Below are 17,424 nucleotides of genomic sequence, written 5' to 3'. Positions count from 1 at the left end.
CTCGTTTCGTTATCAGTGCGCGCTAGAAGCGCCGCCCGGCGACTTCACCTTGTCGGCCATCCAGATCGCGGCGATGCAGCCGATCAGCACCATGCCGATGATCCAGAAGCCGTCGTTATAGGCCATCACATAGGACTCGCGCCGCACGATGCGGTCGATCACGGCCAGGGCCTGGTTGGCGGCCGTGGCAGGATCCATGCCGCCGGCGATGAAGCCCTGGGTCAGGCCTTCCAGGCGCTGCTGGGTCGCCAGTGAATAGTTCGATACCGCTTCGCCCAGGCGCGCCGAGTGGAAGTGCTCGCGCGTGCTCAGGGCCGTGGCCAGCAGCGCGATGCCGATCGAGCCGCCGAGGTTGCGCGTCATGTTGAACAGGCTCGAGGCCGAGGGCATGTCTTTCGGGGCGATGCCGGCCATCGCGAAGTTCGACAGGGTCAGCATCACGAAGGGCTGGCCGATCGCGCGCACGACCTGCGTGACCATCAGCTGGTCGTAGCCGGTGCCGGCGTCCATGAAGGCGTTCATCAGGCAGGAGCCGCCGAACAGCAGCAAACCAAACGAGCACAGGATGCGGTTGTCCACTTTCGAGGACAGCGCCGCCGCGAACGGCATCACCAGCAATTGCGGCAGGCCGACCCAGGCGATCACTTCGCCGATCTGCATCGGCGTATAGCCGGCGATCTGGCCCAGGTAGAGCGGCAGCAGGAAGGACGAGCCATACAGGCCCATGCCGGTCACCGCCGACAGCACGGTCGCTACCAGAAAATTGCGCTGGCCATAAAGGCGCAGGTTCACGAAGGGGTCCGGCCGGGTCACGCTCAGGGCGATCCAGCCCAGGATACCCACCAGCGACAGCGAAGCGAAGGTGATGATAAAGGAGGACTCGAACCAGTCTTTCGAATTGCCCTCTTCCAGGAAGATCGTCAGGCAGGCCAGGCCCATCGCCATCAGGCTGATGCCGAGCCAGTCGGCGTTCAGCAAGGTCCTGACGTTCGGCTTCTCCGGATTCAGCCCGTAGACCATGCCGGCGATGAGCAGCACTCCGGGCACCCAGTTGATGTAGAAGATCGAGGGCCAGCCATACAGCTCCGACAGGTAGCCGCCCAGGGTCGGGCCCATGGCCGGCGCCAGCGTGGCGGTGAGGCCGAAGATGGCCATGCCGGCCGCGCGCCTGGAGGCCGGCAGGCGGGTCATCACCAGCGTCATCGCCATCGGGATCAGGGCGCCGCCGGTAAAGCCCTGCAGCATGCGGAACACGATCATGCTCTCGAGGTTCCAGGCCGCGCCGCACAGGGTCGAGAACACCAGGAACAGCGATGTGGTGCCGATCATGTAGACCCGCACACCGAAAGCCCGCGTGAACAGTGCGGTCATCGGGATCACGACGATCTCGGCGCACAGGTAGGCGGTCGAGATCCACGAGCCCTCTTCCTGCGTCGCATTGAGCGTGCCGAGGATGTCGCGCAGCGAGGAGTTGGTGATCTGGATGTCGAGGACGGCCATGAAGGCGCCCAGCATGCCGGCGGCCACCGCGATCCAGGTGCGCAGGTCGACGCGGGCGCCGTTGGCGGGGGCGCCGGGCATGACGCCCGCGTGGGCGTCCTTGGTCAGGCTGCTCATGGCAGTGCCTTAGTGCGCAGCCGCGGTCTGGGTGGCTTGGCTAGCCTGGCCCAGTTCGACCTCGGCCACCACCGACATGCCCGGCACCAGGCGGCCGGCGTATTTCTTCATGTCGGCCGGGTCGAGCACGATCTTGACCGGCACGCGCTGGACGATCTTGGTGAAGTTGCCGGTCGCGTTATCGGCCGGCAGCAATGCGAACTGGCTGCCCGAAGCCGGCGAGAAGCTGTGCACGCGGCCCGTCAGGTGCGCGTCCGGCAGCGCGTCAATTTCGAGCGCGACCTGCTGGCCTGGTTGCAGGCCGCCCAGCTGGGTTTCCTTGAAGTTGGCGGTGACCCAGACTTCGTCTTCGACCACGGCCAGCAGCTGCTGGCCCGGCTGCACGCGCGCGCCGACTTCGACGCTGCGCTTGCCGATGCGCCCGGCGACCGGCGCGAGGATGCGGTTGTAGGCCAGCTGCTGGCGCGCATCCTTGAGCTGGGCCTGCAGCACCTTGACCTGGGCCTTGAGCACCTCGCGGCCGGCTTGGCTTGCTCCGATCTGCGCCTGCGCGGCGGCGGCGTTGTCGCGCCGCGCCGCCACATCGGCGGCGGCGCCGGCGCGCGCGGCGCTGGAAGCATCCACTTCCGCCTTCGACACCGCCTTCATGGTCTCGTTATAGAGCTGGCCGAAACGCTCGGCGTCCTGGCGCGCGCGCAGCAGCTGGGCCTCGGCCTGCGCTACTAGCGCGCCGGCGGCGGAAGCCTGCGCCTTCACCTGCATGACCTGGGCGTCGGCCTGGCCGATCTGCTGCTCCACCGAGGCGATCTGCGCTTCGATCTGTTCCACCCGCACGGCCTGGTCGGCCGGATCGAGTTCGGCGATCACGTCGCCGGCCTTGACCACCTGGTTGTCGTCCACCAGCACGCGCGTCACCACCCCGGGCACGCGACTCGATACCGCGTGCAGGCGTCCGCTTACATAGGCATTTTCGGTTTCGACGTAGTGGTGGCTGCGGTACCACATCCGTCCACCGGCGCCGATGGCGGCCAGGGCAATCAGCGCGACCACGCCAAGCACGCGCTTGTTGGGCGGAGTCTTTCCCGGCGCAGCCGCCTGGTTCGGGAGGGTCTGTTGCGCTGCCGGGGTGTGCGAATCTGCCATGGGAACGACCTTGCGAAATGAAATGGATTCGTCGCATTATTTGCCAAGAAACCGATGAAGTCAAGAAATGAAACGGTTGCGTTTCATTCTTGATTTGCGTAGAGTGGGCGCATGAGCAAACCGACGCCAGAACCCACCCAGCCTGCCAAGGCCGCCGGCCGCCCCAAGGCGTCCGAGGTGGAAGCGCGCACCCAGGAATTGATCGACGTGGCGGCCGGGCTGTTCCTGAAGCACGGGTATACCGGTACCAGCCTGGAAACCATTGCGCGCGAGGCGCATGTGGCGGTCCGCACGATCTATGTGAAGTTCGGCGGCAAGGCCGGGCTGCTCAAGGCCGTGCTGCAGGCACGGCGCGAACGCTTCTTCGCAATCGGCGGCATGGACAACGACGGGCGGCCGCTGCGCGAAGTGATAGGGGAGTTCGCCGGCCATTTCTACGACATGCTGTGCGAGCCCGACGCGGTGGCCCTGCAGCGGGTGGTGATGGCCGAGTCCGGCACCAATCCGGAACTGGCCGAAGCCTTCTACGAGGCAGGCCCGCGCATGACCCGCGAGATGCTCGAGCGCTATTTTGCCCGCCCGGACGTCCGTGCCCAGCTGCGCGCCGGGGTGCCGCTGGCCCTGCTGCCCTCGCACCTGATCGCCTGCATCAATGGGGACCCGGTGATCCGCTTCCTGTTCCCGGACCGGAAACCGGAGCGCGAGGAAGCGCGCCGCCTGCTTGCTGAGCGTCTAGAACTGTTTTACCGCAGCATTCTTTAACGAGGCTCTGTGTGTCATCGCACCGACCTGGGGCAATAATGTATGACAATCTGACATCCTTTACAGGAGATGTCATGAACAATAAAACGACAGCGGCGCCCGGCCGCGAGGAGGCAGCATGAGCAAGTCTTCCCGCTATGAATGGCGTGACCAGCAGGCTTCGCTGCAGGAACGCATGAAAGGATTCATGGAGAATCCCGGTACGGAACAGCTGGAAGCAGTCCTTGCCGAAATGCGTACATACGCAGCCGCAGCACAGAATGGCTCGATTGATATTCCGGAACGGTTTATCGCGTTTACCTGAGCAAACCGAATCCTCATCGATGCCGCCCCGCGCAAGCCGGGCGGCATTTTTCATTGTTCAGGTGCGCTTAGCCGGCGACTGCGGGGGCGGGCCGGTCGGCGGATTGCGTCTCGAAATCGAACAGGCGGGTCAGGCAAAACACCTTGCGCGGCGCGCGGTGGCGCTCGTGGATCTCGCGCGTCATCACCTCGACCCGGCGCGGCTGCAGCGCCACCTGGCGCGGATCGATGAAGTCGGACATGCCTTCGCTGAAGCGGGCCGCCAGTTGCTGGGAGATGGTGCCGTGCACGACCGCGGGCTCGCCATGCACGGTGGTGCGGAGCTCGAAGGTGCGCGATTCTGGGAGGACAAAGACTGTCCCGATGTATTCATTGCCGTGTTCGTACATAGCAGTCTCCTGTGGCATTACTGGCGACAAGTGGGCTTGCCGCCGCACGCATCCATCATAGCCTGTCAATACGCAGGCAGGCGCTGGTCACGATTGATATCCACAACCGTAATAAAACTACGGCAAGACGGTTGACTTCGATATGCGGCAGGAGTAGCGTCACCCCGGTGTATGGACGAGCTACTCGCACGAGGTAGGCAAAGTACACGGCAGCTGCACGGACAGGTTGCGAGACCGGCCCTGACCAGCACATAAAACAGATAAACATCGGAGACAACCATGAAACTGCATCAACGCATGCTGGCCGCCTGCATTGCCGGCGCCCTGCTCGGCGCGCCCGCCTGGGCCGCCATCAACCCGACCAAGCTCGGCGCATCCTACGACGCGACCAAGGCCAACGTGACCTTCAAGGTCTATTCCGGCAATGCCACCCGCATCGAACTCTACCTGTACAGCACCGCCACCGGCACCGCCGAAAAGGCCCGCTACACACTGGTCAATTCGGGCGGCACGTGGAGCGTGACGATCCCCACCGCGACACTCGGCACCCAGGGCCTGTCCGGCACCCTGTACTACGGCTACCGTGCCTGGGGCCCGAACTGGCCCTACAGCGCCAGCTGGACCAAGGGATCGAGCGTAGGCTTCGTCAGCGACGTCGACGCCGCCGGCAACCGCTTCAACCCGAACAAACTGCTGTCCGATCCCTATGCGCTCGAGCTGAGCCACGATCCGACCACGGCCACGATGACCAACGGCACCATTTACGCCAGCGGCGCCACCTACCGCAACATCGACAGCGGCACTTCCGCGCCAAAAGGCATCGTGCTGGCCGGAGACACCCAGTCCTTCGGCACCAAGCCGACGCGCGCCCTGAAGGATGACATCGTCTACGAGGCGCATGTGCGCGGGCTGACGATGAACGACACCGGCATCAGCGCCGCCTACCGCGGCACCTACAAGGGCGCCGGCCTGAAGGCGGCCTGGCTGGCCAGCCTGGGCGTGACCGCCATCGAATTCCTGCCGGTGCAGGAAACCCAGAACGACACCAACGACAACGACCCCAACAGCAATAGCGGCGACAATTACTGGGGCTACATGACCCTGAACTATTTCGCCCCAGACCGCCGCTATGCCTACGACAAGGCCCCGGGCGGCCCGACGCGCGAGTTCAAGGAGATGGTCAAGGCCTTCCATGACAACGGCATCAAGGTGCTGGTCGACGTGGTCTACAACCACACCGGCGAAGGCGGCGCCTGGAGCCCGACCGACAAGACCACCTACAACATCACCAGCTTCCGCGGCCTGGACAACCCGACCTATTACAGCCTGACCTCGGACATGCAGAATTCCTGGGACAACACCGGCGTCGGCGGCAACTACAACACCCGCAACACGATCGCCCAGAACCTGATCGTCGATTCGCTCGCCTACTGGCGCGACAAGCTGGGCGTGGACGGCTACCGCTTCGACCTCGCCTCGGTGCTCGGCAACACCTGCCAGCACGGCTGCTTCAATTTCGACAAGATGGATGCCGGCAACGCGCTGAACCGCATCGTGGCGGAATTGCCGCCTCGGCCAGCCGCGGGCGGCACCGGCGTCGACCTGATCGCCGAACCCTGGGCCATCGGCGGCAACTCTTACCAGGTGGGCGGCTTCCCGAGTGGCTGGGCCGAATGGAACGGCGGCTACCGCGACGTGGTGCGCCAGGCGCAGAACAAGCTGGGCAGCGTGGCGATCACGACCGGGCAGATGGCCAGCCGCTTCGCCGGCTCCAGCGACCTGTACGGCGACGATGGCCGCAAGCCCTGGCACTCGGTGAACTTCATCACCGCCCACGACGGCTTCACGCTCAAGGATTTGTACAGCTGTAACAGCAAGAACAACAACCAGGCCTGGCCATGGGGCCCGAGCGACGGCGGCGAAGACAACAACAACAGCTGGGACCAGGGCGGCATCGCGGCGGACCAGCGCAAGGCGGCGCGCAACGGCATGGCGCTGATGATGCTGTCGGCGGGCGTGCCGATGATCGTCGGCGGCGACGAAGCGCTGCGCAGCCTGAACTGCAACAACAACCCGTACAACCTGGATTCGTCCGCCAACTGGCTGGGCTGGACCCGCACCACGGACCAGAGCAACTTCCAGGCCTTCTCGACAGCGATGATGGCCTTCCGCAAGGCGCATCCGGCACTGCGTCCGGCCAATTTCTACTCCAGCGTCGACAACAACGGCAACGTGATGGAGCAGCTGCGCTGGTTCAAGCCTGATGGCGGCGTGGCGGATGCGGCCTATTTCAACAATACCGCCAACCACGCGATCGCCTGGCGTATCGATGGGTCGGAGCTCGGTGATAGCGCGTCCGCGATCTATGTCGCGCACAATGCGTGGAGTGCGCAGGTGAACTTCACCCTGCCGTGGCCGGGGACGGGCAAGACCTGGTATCGGGTGACCGATACCTGTACCTGGGCGGAGGGAGCGTCGCAGGTGCGCGCACCGGGGGCGGAAGACCTGGTGGGTGGGGAGAACTTCAGTTATGGACTGTGTGGGCGGGGGACGCTGGTGTTGATTGCGAAGTAAGGGGGAGGGTTAGCACAAAAAGAAACGGGACCGAAAAAGGTCCCGTTTCTGCTACATCGTTTGAGCGGCGATTACTTCTTCTTCACTGGCGGCATATCGGTACACACGCCCTTGTACACCTCCGCCGCCATGCCGATCGACTCGCCCAGCGTCGGATGCGGGTGGATGGTCTTGCCGATGTCCACGCCGTCCGCGCCCATCTCGATCGCCAGCGCCACTTCGCCGATCATGTCGCCGGCATTGGTGCCGACGATGGTGCCGCCGACGATGCGGCGGGTCTCGGCATCGAACAGCAGCTTGGTGAAGCCTTCGTCGCGGCCATTGGCGACCGCGCGGCCGCTGGCGTTCCATGGGAAGTGGCCCTTCTCGACCGCGATGCCCTTCTGTTTGGCTTCGTCCTCGGTCAGGCCGACCCATGCGACTTCAGGGTCGGTATAAGCCACCGACGGAATCACCTTGGCGTCGAAATAGGCCTTGGCGCCGTGCGCCGCCTCGGCTGCCACGTGGGCTTCGTGCACCGCCTTGTGCGCCAGCATCGGCTGGCCCACAAGGTCGCCGATGGCGAAGATGTGCGGCACGTTGGTGCGCATCTGGCCGTCCACGCCGATGAAGCCGCGGTCGCTGACGATCACGCCGGCCTTCTCGGCGGCGATCTTCTTGCCGTTCGGGCTGCGTCCGACGGCGACCAGCACCAGGTCGTAGACCTGCGGCTCGGGCGCCGTGGCGCCGGCTTCCGCGGCTTCGAACGTGACCTTGATGCCTTCGGCCAGCGCTTCCACGCCGACGGTCTTGGTCTTCAACATGATGTTGTCGAAGCGGTGGGCGTTGAACTTCTGCCAGACCTTGACGGCCTCGCGGTCCGCGCCTTGCATCAGGCCGTCCATCATCTCGACCACGTCGATGCGCGCACCCAGGGTCGAGTAGACGGTCGCCATTTCCAGGCCGATGATGCCGCCGCCGATGACCAGCATGCGCTTCGGTACCTGGCGCAGTTCCAGCGCGCCGGTCGAATCGACGATGCGCGGATCTTCCGGCACGAAGGGCAGCTTCACCACCGCGGAACCGGCGGCGATGATCGCCTTGGCGAACTTGACGATTTTCTTCGAACCGTCAGCACCCGTGACTTCGAGGTGGTTCGGGCTCAGGAACTGGCCCACGCCCTGCACCACGTTGACCTTGCGCGCCTTGGCCATGAAATTCAGGCCGCCGGTCATCTTCTTGATGACGCCATCCTTATAGGCGCGCAGCTTGTCGATGTCGACGTCGGGCTTGGCAAAGCTCACGCCGAGGTCGGCCATGTGCGCGGTTTCGTCCATGATGTGGGCCACGTGCAGCAGCGCCTTGGACGGGATGCAGCCCACGTTCAGGCACACGCCCCCTAAAGTGGCGTACTTCTCGACCAGCACCACGTTCATGCCCAGGTCGGCCGCGCGGAAGGCAGCCGAGTAGCCGCCGGGGCCTGCGCCCAGCACCATCAGTTCGCACTCGATGTCGACCTGGCCGCCGTGGCTGGCCGCGCCTGGCGCCGGGGCGGCGGCAGGAGCAGACGGTGCGGCGGCCGCTGCCGGAGCAGGAGCCGGAGCTGCCGGCGCCGCGCCGGCAGCGGATTCCTCGAGCGTCAGCAGCAGCGAACCTTCGTTCATCTTGTCGCCGACCTTGACCGCGATGTCCTTGACCACGCCCGCATGCGTCGACGGAATCTCCATGCTGGCCTTGTCCGATTCGACGGTGATCAGGGACTGGTCGACCTTGATGGTGTCGCCAGGCTTGACCAGCAGCTCGATCACTTCGACGTCCTTGAAGTCGCCGATATTCGGGACCTTTACTTCAACAGTGCTCATTCGGCGCTCCTTACAGAAGGGTCTTGCGCAGGTCGGCCAGCACCTCCGCAAGGTAGGCTGCGAAGCGCGCGGCGCCGGCGCCGTCGATCACGCGGTGATCGTAGGACAGCGACAGCGGCAGCATCAGGCGCGGCTGGAAGGCGGAACCATCCCACACCGGCTTCATGGCCGATTTGGACAAGCCAAGAATCGCCAGCTCAGGCGCATTGATGATCGGCGTGAAGGCCGTGCCACCGATGCCGCCCAGCGACGAGATGGTGAAGGTTGCGCCCTGCATCGCGGTCGGCGGCAGCTTGCCGTCGCGCGCCAGTGCCGAGAGCTCGCCCATCTCGGTGGCGATCTGCGACACCGTCTTCTTGTCGGCATCCTTCACGACCGGAACCACCAGGCCGTTCGGGGTGTCGGCGGCGAAGCCGATGTTGTAGTACTGCTTGAGGATCAGGTTGGCGCCGTCTTCCGACAGCGACGCGTTAAATTGCGGGAACTTCTTCAGCGCGGCGACCGATGCCTTGATGACGAAGGCCAGCATGGTCAGCTTCACAGTTGACTTCTGCTTGGCCAGCGCGGCGTTCGAATCGACGCGGAACTGTTCCAGGTCGGTGACGTCGGCTTCGTCGAACTGCGTCACGTGCGGGATCATGACCCAGTTGCGGTGCAGGTTCGGGCCGGAGATCTTCTTGATGCGCGACAGCGGCAGCAGCTCGGTCGGGCCGAACTTCGAGAAGTCGAGCGACGGCCATGGCAGCAGGTCCAGGCCCACGCCGGAACCGCCCGCTTTGCCTGGCGCGGCCGCAGGCGCAGCCATCACGCCCTTGACGAAGTTCTGCACGTCGAGCTGGGTGATGCGGCTCTTCGGGCCGGTTCCCGGCACGCGCGCCAGGTCCACGCCCAGTTCGCGGGCGAACTTGCGGATCGATGGCGATGCATGGGCTTTCGAGCCGGTGACTCCCGGCGCTGCCGCTGCTGCTGCGGGAGCAGCAGCGGCAGGTGCAGGTGCGGCGGCCGGGGCCGGCGCTGCAGCGGCAGGAGCCGGTGCAGCAGGCGCGCCGCCGGTGGCAGCGCCGGCTGCCGCTTCGATCAGCAGCACCAGCGAGCCCTTGGCCACCTTGTCGCCGACCTTGACCTTCACTTCCTTGACGACGCCGGCGTGGCTGGACGGGATCTCCATGCTCGCCTTGTCGGATTCGACCGTCATCAAGGACTGGTCGACCTTGATCGTGTCGCCCGGCTTGACCATCATCTCGATGACTTCGACTTCCTTGAAGTCGCCGATGTCCGGCACGGTGACTTCGACGATGCCGCCCGAAGCTGCGGGAGCAGCAGCCGGTGCGGCTACGGCAGCCGGTACAGCGGCGGGCGCCGACGCAGGGGCGGCCGCGCCACCCGCTTCTTCCAGCAGCAGCACCAGCGAACCTTCGGCGACCTTGTCGCCGACCTTGATCTTGATTTCTTTCACGACGCCGGCGTGGCTCGACGGGATTTCCATGCTCGCCTTGTCCGACTCGACCGTGACCAGCGACTGGTCGACCTTGATCGTGTCGCCCGGCTTGACCATCAGTTCGATGACTTCCACTTCCTTGAAGTCGCCGATATCCGGGACTTTGACTTCCACAATGCTCATAGTGTTAGCTCCGTTTTTATTTGAGTTAGCGCCAAGACCGCCGCCCCCGCGAGGGGGGCGGCGGTATCGAGCATTTACTGGGTCACAGGATTCGGCTTGTTCTGGTCGATGCCGTACTTGGCAATCGCCTGCGACACGACCGAGCGTTCGATCTTGCCTTCGTCGGCCAGCGAGCGCAGTGCGGCCACGGTCACGTAGTAGCGGTTCACCTCGAAGAACTCGCGCAGCTTGACGCGCGAATCCGAGCGGCCGAAGCCGTCGGTGCCCAGCACCTTGTAAGTGCGGCCCTGCGGCATGAAGGCGCGGATCTGCTCGGCGAACATGCGCATGTAGTCGGTGGTCGCGATGATCGGGCCCTGGGTGTTCTGCAGCAGCGAAGTCACGTAAGGCACGCGCTGCTCGGCATCCGGATTCACCATGTTCCAGCGCTCGCAATCCTGGCCGTCACGGGCCAGCAGCGTCAGCGATGGCGCCGACCACACGTCCGCATCGACGCCCCAGTCGTTCTTGAGCAGTTCGGCCGCGAAAATCGACTCGCGCAGGATGGTGCCGCAGCCGACCAGCTGCACGCGCGGTGCAGGCTTGTCGTTTGCAATGGCCGCGCCTTCCTGCAGCAGGTACATGCCCTTCAGGATGCCCGCTTCCTGGCCGGCTTTCAGGCCCGGATGCGCGTAGTTCTCGTTCATGATGGTGATGTAGTAGAACACGTCTTCCTGTTCCGTCACCATGCGGCGCAGGCCGTCCTGGATGATCACCGCCACTTCGTGCCCGAAGGTCGGGTCGTAAGGCAGGCAGTTCGGCACGGTCGCAGCGATGATGTGGCTGTGGCCATCTTCGTGCTGCAGGCCTTCGCCGTTCAGGGTCGTACGGCCCGCGGTGCCGCCCATCAGGAAGCCGCGTGCGCGGATGTCGCCCGCCAGCCACACCAGGTCGCCGACGCGCTGCATGCCGAACATCGAATAGAAGGTGTAGAACGGGATCATCTGGCGGTTATTCGACGAGTACGAGGTCGCCGCGGCGATCCACGAGCTCATGCCGCCCGCTTCGTTGATACCCTCCTGCAGGATCTGGCCGGCCTTGTCTTCGCGGTAGTACATCACCTGGTCGCGGTCGACCGGCTCGTAGAGCTGGCCCTGCTGGTTGAAGATGCCGATCTGGCGGAACAGGCCTTCCATGCCGAAGGTACGCGACTCATCGACCAGGATCGGCACGATGCGCTGGCCGATGCTCGGGTCTTTCAGCAGGCTGGTGATCACGCGCACGTAGGCCTGGGTGGACGAAATCTCGCGGCCTTCCGGGGTCGGATCCAGCACCGCCTTGAACGATTCGAGCGGCGGCACCACCAGGGCTTCGTCGGCCTTCGAGCGGCGCTGCGGCAGGTAGCCGCCCAGTGCCTTGCGGCGCTCGTGCAGGTACTGCATCTCGGGCGCGTCGTCGGACGGCTTGAAGAACGGGATCTCGGCCAGCTTGTCGTCGGGGATAGGAATGTTGAAGCGGTCGCGCATTTCGCGGATCGCGGCGTCGTCCAGCTTCTTGGTCTGGTGCGCGGTGTTGCGCGCCTCGCCCGACTTGCCCATGCCGAAGCCCTTGACGGTCTTCACCAGCAGCACGGTTGGGGAACCCTTGTTCTCTTGCGCGTTCTTGAACGCGGCATAGATCTTGTGCGGGTCGTGGCCGCCGCGGGTCAGGCGCCAGATGTCGTCGTCGCTCATGTTGGCGACCATTTTCAGCAGCTCCGGGTGCTTGCCGAAGAAGTGCTTGCGCACGTAGGCGCCGTCTTTCGCCTTGTAGTTCTGGTATTCGCCGTCGACCGATTCCATCATGACGCGCTGCAGGATGCCGTCCTTGTCCTTGGCCAGCAGCGGATCCCACTGCGAGCCCCAGATGACCTTGACGACGTTCCAGCCGGCGCCGCGGAAGTCGGCTTCGAGTTCCTGGATGATCTTGCCGTTGCCGCGCACCGGACCGTCCAGGCGCTGCAGGTTGCAGTTGACGACCATGACCAGGTTGTCGAGGCGCTCGCGCGCGGCCATGCCGATCGCGCCCATCGATTCCGGCTCGTCCATCTCGCCGTCGCCGCAGAAGACCCAGACCTTGCGGTTCTCGGTGTCGGCGATGCCGCGGGCATGCAGGTATTTCAGGAAGCGCGCCTGGTAGATCGCCATCAGTGGGCCCAGGCCCATCGACACGGTCGGGAACTGCCAGAAGTCCGGCATCAGTTTCGGGTGCGGGTAGGACGACAGGCCCTTGCCGTCGACTTCGCGGCGGAAGTTCAAGAGCTGCTCTTCGGTGATACGGCCTTCGAGGAAGGCGCGCGCGTAGATGCCCGGGGACGAGTGGCCCTGGATGTACAGCAGGTCGCCTCCGTGGTCTTCGGTCGGGGCGTGCCAGAAGTGGTTGAAGCCGATGCCCAGCATGTTCGCCAGCGAGGCGAAGGACGAGATGTGGCCGCCCAGGTCGCCGTCGGCGCGGTTGGCCTTGACCACCATCGCCATCGCGTTCCAGCGCATCCACGAGCGCAGGCGCTCTTCGTATTCCAGGTTGCCCGGGCAGTTCACGTTCAGGTGGGCCGGGATCGTATTGACATAGGCCGTGTTGCTGGAGAACGGGATATGGGCGCCGCGGCGGCGTGCCAGGTCGACCATGCGCTCCATCAGGTAGTGGGCGCGGTCGGTGCCTTCGTGTTCGATCACCGCTTCCAGCGCGTCCAGCCATTCCTGGGTTTCGAGCGTGTCCGGGTCATTGGCGGCTTGCGCCGTCAACTGGTCGAGTTGAGCTGACATTAATGCGTCTCCTTAGAATTGCGCCCCACCCGATCAGTCGAAATGGCTGGCGGCGATTTGGTGAAATTTCAAATGTCTGAAAATAAACCCTTCGATTCTACCAGCGGACCTGGTCTTTTTCAAATTGCGATATGTCATTCCACATGATGAAATTCTATGTTGCAAGTGCACATTCTGTAGGGTGGTCGGCTTCGCCGACCGCGCGTTCAAATGACGTATGCTGGCTCGCTCCGTGGCGTGCACTGTTCGTTGAACGCGCGGGCGGGAGACCCGCCCACCCTACGATATCAGGCTTATCAATCGTATAACGACCTGTCGGATGCGCGCTCTTGCCTTTGGAAGAGCCGCCCTGCAAATATGACAATGCTTCGGCTTGGGCGGCGCGCGATATAGGTGCGGGCCTTATAATTTCATCTTTGCCTAGCCACGAGCCCGAACATGCCTGCACAACCGATCGACGGAGTCCTCCTTTCCCAACAACTGCGCGGCGAGATCGCCGAACGCGCCGCCAGGCTCACCGCAGCCGGCAAGCAGCCCGGCCTGGCCGTGATCCTGGTCGGCGAAGACCCGGCCAGCCACGTCTATGTGCGCAACAAGGTCAAGGCCTGCGGCGACGTCGGGTTTCACTCGGTGCTGGAAAAATACGAGGCCGACCTCAGCGAAGCGGCCCTGCTCGAGCGCATCGCCTTTCTCAACGCCGACCCGTCCATCCACGGCATCCTGGTGCAGATGCCGCTGCCGAAACACATCGACCCGAGCAAGGTCATCGAAGCGATTGCAACGAGCAAGGACGTCGATGGCTATTCGGTGCTGTCGGCGGGCGAACTGGTCGCCAACCTGCCGGGCTTCCGCCCCTGCACGCCCTATGGCTGCATGAAGCTGATCGAAACCACGGGCGTCGACCTGCGCGGCAAGCACGCGGTCGTGATCGGCCGCTCCAACACCGTCGGCAAGCCGATGGCCCTGCTGCTCTTGCAAGCCAATGCCACCGTCACCATCTGCCATAGCGCGACGCCGGACCTGGCCTACCACACCCGCCAGGCCGACGTAGTCGTCGCCGCCGTCGGCCGCCGCAACACGCTTACCGCCGACATGGTGAAACCGGGCGCGATCGTGATCGACGTCGGCATGAACCGCGACGATGCCGGCAAACTGTGCGGCGACGTCGACTTCGCCGGTGTCCGCGAAGTGGCCTCGCACATCACCCCGGTGCCGGGCGGCGTCGGCCCGATGACGATTACCATGCTCTTGATGAACACCGTCGAGTCCGCAGAGCGCATGCACTCGAACAGCCAGGAATGCCCCAGCCAGGCAACGGGAATGGAACCGAAGCCCGGCGTGGCCTAACACTAGAAGGAAGACCATGACCATCGCAGCCAGCAATCCCTTACTCGATTTTTCCGGCCTCACCCGTTTCGACGCGGTCAAGCCCGAGCACGTCACGCCGGCCATCGAACAGCTGATCAAGGAAGCATCCGAAGTTGTCACCCGGCTCGAAGCGCCAAGCGATGCGGTCACCTGGGACAGCTTCGTGGTGCCGCTGGAAGAAGCCACCGAACGCCTGGGCCGCGCCTGGGGCGTGGTCAACCACCTGAACCACGTGATGGACACGCCGGAGCTGCGCGCGGTCTACAACGAGAACCAGCCGAAGGTCACCGAGTTCTGGACCGCGCTGGGCCAGAACGAGGCGCTGTTCGCCAAGTACAAGGCATTGCGCGCCGCCGGCGACTACGACAGCCTGACCCCGGCGCGCAAGAAGATCGTCGAGAACGCGCTGCGCGACTTCCGTCTGGGCGGCGCCGAACTGCCCGACGCTAAAAAGCAGCGCTTTGCCGAAATCCAGGAACAGCAGGCCGCCACCTCCACCCGCTTCTCGGAAAACGTGCTGGATGCGACCAACGACTACAAGCTGCTGGTAGAAAGCGAAGCGGAACTGTCCGGCGTGCCAGACGACGTGAAGCTTGCCGCCCGCGCCGCGGCCGAGAAGGACGGCAAGCAGGGCTGGCAATTCACCCTCCATTTCCCGTCCTATTACCCGGTGCTGCAGTTCTGCGACAACCGCGCGCTGCGCGAGACGATCTACCGCGCCAGCGCCACCAAGGCCTCCGACGCAGGCACCATGTTCAGCGATGCGGCCAAGTGGGACAACACCCAGAACATCGTCAAGCTGCTGCAGCTGCGCCACGAAGAAGCCCAGCTGCTCGACTACGGCAGCTTCGCCGACGTCTCGCTGGTGGCCAAGATGGCCGAGAGCCCGCAGCACGTGGTCGACTTCCTCGAAGACCTGGCCAAACGCGCACGTCCCTTCGCCGAAAAGGACCTCGACGAGCTGCGCGCCTTTGCCCGCGACGAGCTGGGCATCGAGGACCTGCAATCCTGGGATGTGGCCTATGCCTCCGAAAAGCTGCGCGAGCAACGCTATGCCTTCTCCGAAAAGGAAGTGAAGGAATACTTCCCCGAGCCGAAAGTCGTGGCAGGCCTGTTCACCATCATCCGGGACCTGTTCGGCGTCGCGATCAAGCTCGATGACGCGCCCGTGTGGCATCCGGATGTCCGCTTCTTCCGCATCGAGCGCGAGGGCCAGCTGATCGGCCAGTTCTACCTCGACCTGTATGCGCGCGAAGGCAAGGGCCAGGGCGCGTGGATGGACGACGCGCGCGGCCGCCGTGCCGCCGCCGGCGGCGCCGTGCAGACGCCGATCGCCTACCTGACCTGCAATTTCACCCCGCCGGCAACTAGCGACGGCAAGCTGCAGCCCTCGCTGTTCACGCATGACGAAGTCATCACCCTGTTCCACGAATTCGGCCACGGCCTGCACCACATGCTGACCGAAGTCGAGGAGCTGTCGGTATCGGGCATCTCGGGCGTGGAATGGGACGCGGTGGAGCTGCCGTCGCAGTTCATGGAAAACTTCTGCTGGGAGTGGGACAAGCTGCAGCAGATGACCGCCCACGTGAAGACCGGCGAGCCGCTGCCGCGCGCGCTGTTCGACAAGATGCTGGCCGCGAAAAACTTCCAGTCCGGGATGATGACGCTGCGCCAGGTCGAGTTCTCGCTGATCGACATGCACCTGCACTACGACTTCGATCCGGCAAGCCAGCGCACCGTGCAGGACCTGATCAACGACATCCGCAAGCAATTCTCGGTGATGATCCCGCCCGCCTTCAACCGCTTCCAGCATTCCTTCGGCCACATCTTCTCGGGCGGCTATGCGGCCGGCTACTACAGCTACAAGTGGGCCGAGGTGCTGTCGGCGGACGCCTATGCGGCCTTCGAAGAGGCGCTGGAGGCCGGCAACCTGGCGGAAACCGGCAAGCGCTTCCAGCGCGAGATCCTGGCCATGGGCGGCGCGCGCCCGGCGCTGGAATCGTTCAAGGCCTTCCGCGGCCGCGAGCCCTCGATCGACGCGCTGCTGCGCCACAGCGGCATGAACGGTTAAGCTATTGTTGACTTAAACCCGGGGCGGCCATGTGCCGCCCTGTATATTTGCACCCACCATGACGCGCATCGACTTCCATACCAATATCCCCGACAAGCTGGCCTACGCCTGCCGCCTGGCGCGCAAGGCCTATGCCGCCAAGGCAAAGGTCGTCGTCCTGCTGGAAAACGCGAGCCAGGCCGAAGCGCTCAATGCGGCGCTGTGGACGGTGTCGGACACCGACTTCATCCCGCATGTCTTCGCGGATGACCCGCTGGCGGCCGTGACGCCGGTGATCGTCACGTTCGATGAAGCAGCCGAGCTGCCGCACCACGACATGCTGGTCAACCTCACGCGCCGCACGCCCGCCAAACTGGACGCTTTCGCGCGCGTGTTCGAGATCATCTCGCTCGATGAAGACGACGCCGCGGCCGGCCGCCAGCGCTACTCGGCCTACAAGAAGCAGTCCTATCCCCTGACCCACTTCGTCGCAGGACAGTCATGAACGAGAATCCCGCATTCGATCCGAGTATCCCGGTGCTGACCGAAGTCGTGAACGAGCAACCGGCTGCGCCGGTGGCGGAACAGCTCGAACGGCGCGCCAACGAGCGCTGGACCGGCGAGGAATGGAGCGTGCTGGAACGCCGCGTGACCGAGCGCGTGCTGCAGCAGCTGCAGGGGCGGGTCGATTTCGTGCTCGAGCAGCGCGTGCGCGATGCGATGGCCGATGCGATGCAACGGTCGCTGGAGCGCTTCAGTGCGGATCTGCGCGAAGGGCTGCAGGAGGCGCTGGGGGAGATCGTGTCGCAAGCCGTTGCTCAAGAAATCACGCACCTCAAGACGCTGGGCGGTTGACCGTAGATCCTATGATGAAAAGAAAGTGAGCCGATTTGCAGATTGAGTCCTAACCTGAGAGTTCGAAACTTAGACTTAGGAGATCAACATGCAACCGGCTCACATGGAAGATTCTACG

The 17,424-nt window shown here is 64.3% G+C and carries 13 protein-coding genes; 7 read left to right on the top strand and 6 right to left on the bottom strand.

The features are described from left to right. Nucleotides 1-12: 12 nt before the first annotated feature. Both AC56LR_RS20290 and AC56LR_RS20285 read right to left on the bottom strand, forming a co-directional pair. The gene (locus AC56LR_RS20290; protein WP_497133092.1) at nucleotides 13-1,617 is read right to left on the bottom strand and encodes a DHA2 family efflux MFS transporter permease subunit; all 1,605 of its coding nucleotides are present in this window, start codon (nucleotides 1,615-1,617) and stop codon (nucleotides 13-15) included. A 9-nt stretch (nucleotides 1,618-1,626) separates the two neighbouring features. Next, nucleotides 1,627-2,760: an HlyD family secretion protein gene (locus tag AC56LR_RS20285; protein WP_497133090.1), complete on the bottom strand. Its 1,134-nt coding sequence runs from the start codon at nucleotides 2,758-2,760 to the stop codon at nucleotides 1,627-1,629. A gap of 111 nt (nucleotides 2,761-2,871) precedes the next feature. Between AC56LR_RS20285 and AC56LR_RS20280 the strand changes: the two genes are divergently transcribed. Together AC56LR_RS20280 and AC56LR_RS20275 are read left to right on the top strand one after the other, a co-directional pair. After that, nucleotides 2,872-3,522: a TetR/AcrR family transcriptional regulator gene (locus AC56LR_RS20280; RefSeq protein WP_497133089.1), complete on the top strand. Its 651-nt coding sequence runs from the start codon at nucleotides 2,872-2,874 to the stop codon at nucleotides 3,520-3,522. A 118-nt stretch (nucleotides 3,523-3,640) separates the two neighbouring features. Continuing rightward, a complete protein-coding gene (locus tag AC56LR_RS20275) occupies nucleotides 3,641-3,826 on the top strand; it encodes a hypothetical protein (RefSeq protein WP_497133087.1) in 186 nt (61 codons plus the stop codon). 67 nt (nucleotides 3,827-3,893) lie between these two features. Here AC56LR_RS20275 and AC56LR_RS20270 read toward each other — a convergent pair whose 3' ends face one another. Then, entirely contained in the window at nucleotides 3,894-4,214 is a 321-nt protein-coding gene (locus AC56LR_RS20270) for a hypothetical protein (RefSeq protein WP_497133086.1), read from the bottom strand. A 279-nt stretch (nucleotides 4,215-4,493) separates the two neighbouring features. Here AC56LR_RS20270 and AC56LR_RS20265 point away from each other — a divergent pair, with 279 nt between their 5' ends. Then, complete coding sequence (locus tag AC56LR_RS20265) at nucleotides 4,494-6,788, top strand: glycogen debranching protein (RefSeq protein WP_497133084.1); 2,295 nt, start codon at nucleotides 4,494-4,496, stop codon at nucleotides 6,786-6,788. 71 nt (nucleotides 6,789-6,859) lie between these two features. Here AC56LR_RS20265 and lpdA read toward each other — a convergent pair whose 3' ends face one another. From lpdA to aceE, 3 genes are all read right to left on the bottom strand, one after another. After that, on the bottom strand, nucleotides 6,860-8,629 hold the full coding sequence (gene lpdA, locus AC56LR_RS20260) for a dihydrolipoyl dehydrogenase (RefSeq protein WP_497133082.1): 1,770 nt from the start codon (nucleotides 8,627-8,629) through the stop codon (nucleotides 6,860-6,862). A 10-nt stretch (nucleotides 8,630-8,639) separates the two neighbouring features. Beyond that, complete coding sequence (aceF, locus tag AC56LR_RS20255; RefSeq protein WP_497133080.1) at nucleotides 8,640-10,250, bottom strand: dihydrolipoyllysine-residue acetyltransferase; 1,611 nt, start codon at nucleotides 10,248-10,250, stop codon at nucleotides 8,640-8,642. Between the two features lie 74 nt (nucleotides 10,251-10,324). Further along, nucleotides 10,325-13,033: a pyruvate dehydrogenase (acetyl-transferring), homodimeric type gene (gene aceE / locus AC56LR_RS20250; protein WP_497133078.1), complete on the bottom strand. Its 2,709-nt coding sequence runs from the start codon at nucleotides 13,031-13,033 to the stop codon at nucleotides 10,325-10,327. A 438-nt stretch (nucleotides 13,034-13,471) separates the two neighbouring features. On the opposite strand from aceE, the gene folD reads away from it, so the two are divergent. The 4 genes from folD to AC56LR_RS20230 are packed head-to-tail and all read left to right on the top strand — an operon-like array spanning nucleotide 13,472 to nucleotide 17,306. Further along, nucleotides 13,472-14,380, top strand: a complete 909-nt coding sequence (gene folD / locus AC56LR_RS20245; protein ID WP_497133076.1) for a bifunctional methylenetetrahydrofolate dehydrogenase/methenyltetrahydrofolate cyclohydrolase FolD — start codon at nucleotides 13,472-13,474, stop codon at nucleotides 14,378-14,380. A gap of 16 nt (nucleotides 14,381-14,396) precedes the next feature. Then, nucleotides 14,397-16,472 carry a M3 family metallopeptidase gene (locus tag AC56LR_RS20240; protein WP_497133074.1) on the top strand — a complete coding sequence of 692 codons (2,076 nt, stop codon included), beginning with the start codon at nucleotides 14,397-14,399 and terminating at the stop codon, nucleotides 16,470-16,472. A gap of 58 nt (nucleotides 16,473-16,530) precedes the next feature. Next, nucleotides 16,531-16,956: a DNA polymerase III subunit chi gene (locus AC56LR_RS20235; protein ID WP_497133072.1), complete on the top strand. Its 426-nt coding sequence runs from the start codon at nucleotides 16,531-16,533 to the stop codon at nucleotides 16,954-16,956. Continuing rightward, nucleotides 16,953-17,306, top strand: coding sequence for a DUF2486 family protein (locus AC56LR_RS20230; RefSeq protein ID WP_497133070.1), 354 nt, complete (start codon nucleotides 16,953-16,955; stop codon nucleotides 17,304-17,306). Before AC56LR_RS20235 ends, AC56LR_RS20230 begins: the two co-directional genes overlap by 4 nt. Nucleotides 17,307-17,424: the final 118 nt, after the last annotated feature.

It is taken from the genome of Telluria sp. ZT3P39, assembly GCF_059685935.1.
The sequence above is the reverse complement of the archived record's forward strand: the minus strand, read 5'-3'. Positions and strand labels throughout refer to the sequence as shown.

Excerpts from the sequence above, each read along its gene's own strand:
- AC56LR_RS20290 (WP_497133092.1), bottom strand. The coding sequence starts at position 1,617 with ATGAGCAGCCTGACCAAGGACGCCCACGCGGGCGTCATGCCCGGCGCC.
- AC56LR_RS20285 (WP_497133090.1), bottom strand. The coding sequence starts at position 2,760 with ATGGCAGATTCGCACACCCCGGCAGCGCAACAGACCCTCCCGAACCAG.
- AC56LR_RS20280 (WP_497133089.1), top strand. The coding sequence starts at position 2,872 with ATGAGCAAACCGACGCCAGAACCCACCCAGCCTGCCAAGGCCGCCGGC.
- AC56LR_RS20275 (WP_497133087.1), top strand. The coding sequence starts at position 3,641 with ATGAGCAAGTCTTCCCGCTATGAATGGCGTGACCAGCAGGCTTCGCTG.
- AC56LR_RS20270 (WP_497133086.1), bottom strand. The coding sequence starts at position 4,214 with ATGTACGAACACGGCAATGAATACATCGGGACAGTCTTTGTCCTCCCA.
- AC56LR_RS20265 (WP_497133084.1), top strand. The coding sequence starts at position 4,494 with ATGAAACTGCATCAACGCATGCTGGCCGCCTGCATTGCCGGCGCCCTG.
- lpdA (WP_497133082.1), bottom strand. The coding sequence starts at position 8,629 with ATGAGCACTGTTGAAGTAAAGGTCCCGAATATCGGCGACTTCAAGGAC.
- aceF (WP_497133080.1), bottom strand. The coding sequence starts at position 10,250 with ATGAGCATTGTGGAAGTCAAAGTCCCGGATATCGGCGACTTCAAGGAA.
- aceE (WP_497133078.1), bottom strand. The coding sequence starts at position 13,033 with ATGTCAGCTCAACTCGACCAGTTGACGGCGCAAGCCGCCAATGACCCG.
- folD (WP_497133076.1), top strand. The coding sequence starts at position 13,472 with ATGCCTGCACAACCGATCGACGGAGTCCTCCTTTCCCAACAACTGCGC.
- AC56LR_RS20240 (WP_497133074.1), top strand. The coding sequence starts at position 14,397 with ATGACCATCGCAGCCAGCAATCCCTTACTCGATTTTTCCGGCCTCACC.
- AC56LR_RS20235 (WP_497133072.1), top strand. The coding sequence starts at position 16,531 with ATGACGCGCATCGACTTCCATACCAATATCCCCGACAAGCTGGCCTAC.
- AC56LR_RS20230 (WP_497133070.1), top strand. The coding sequence starts at position 16,953 with ATGAACGAGAATCCCGCATTCGATCCGAGTATCCCGGTGCTGACCGAA.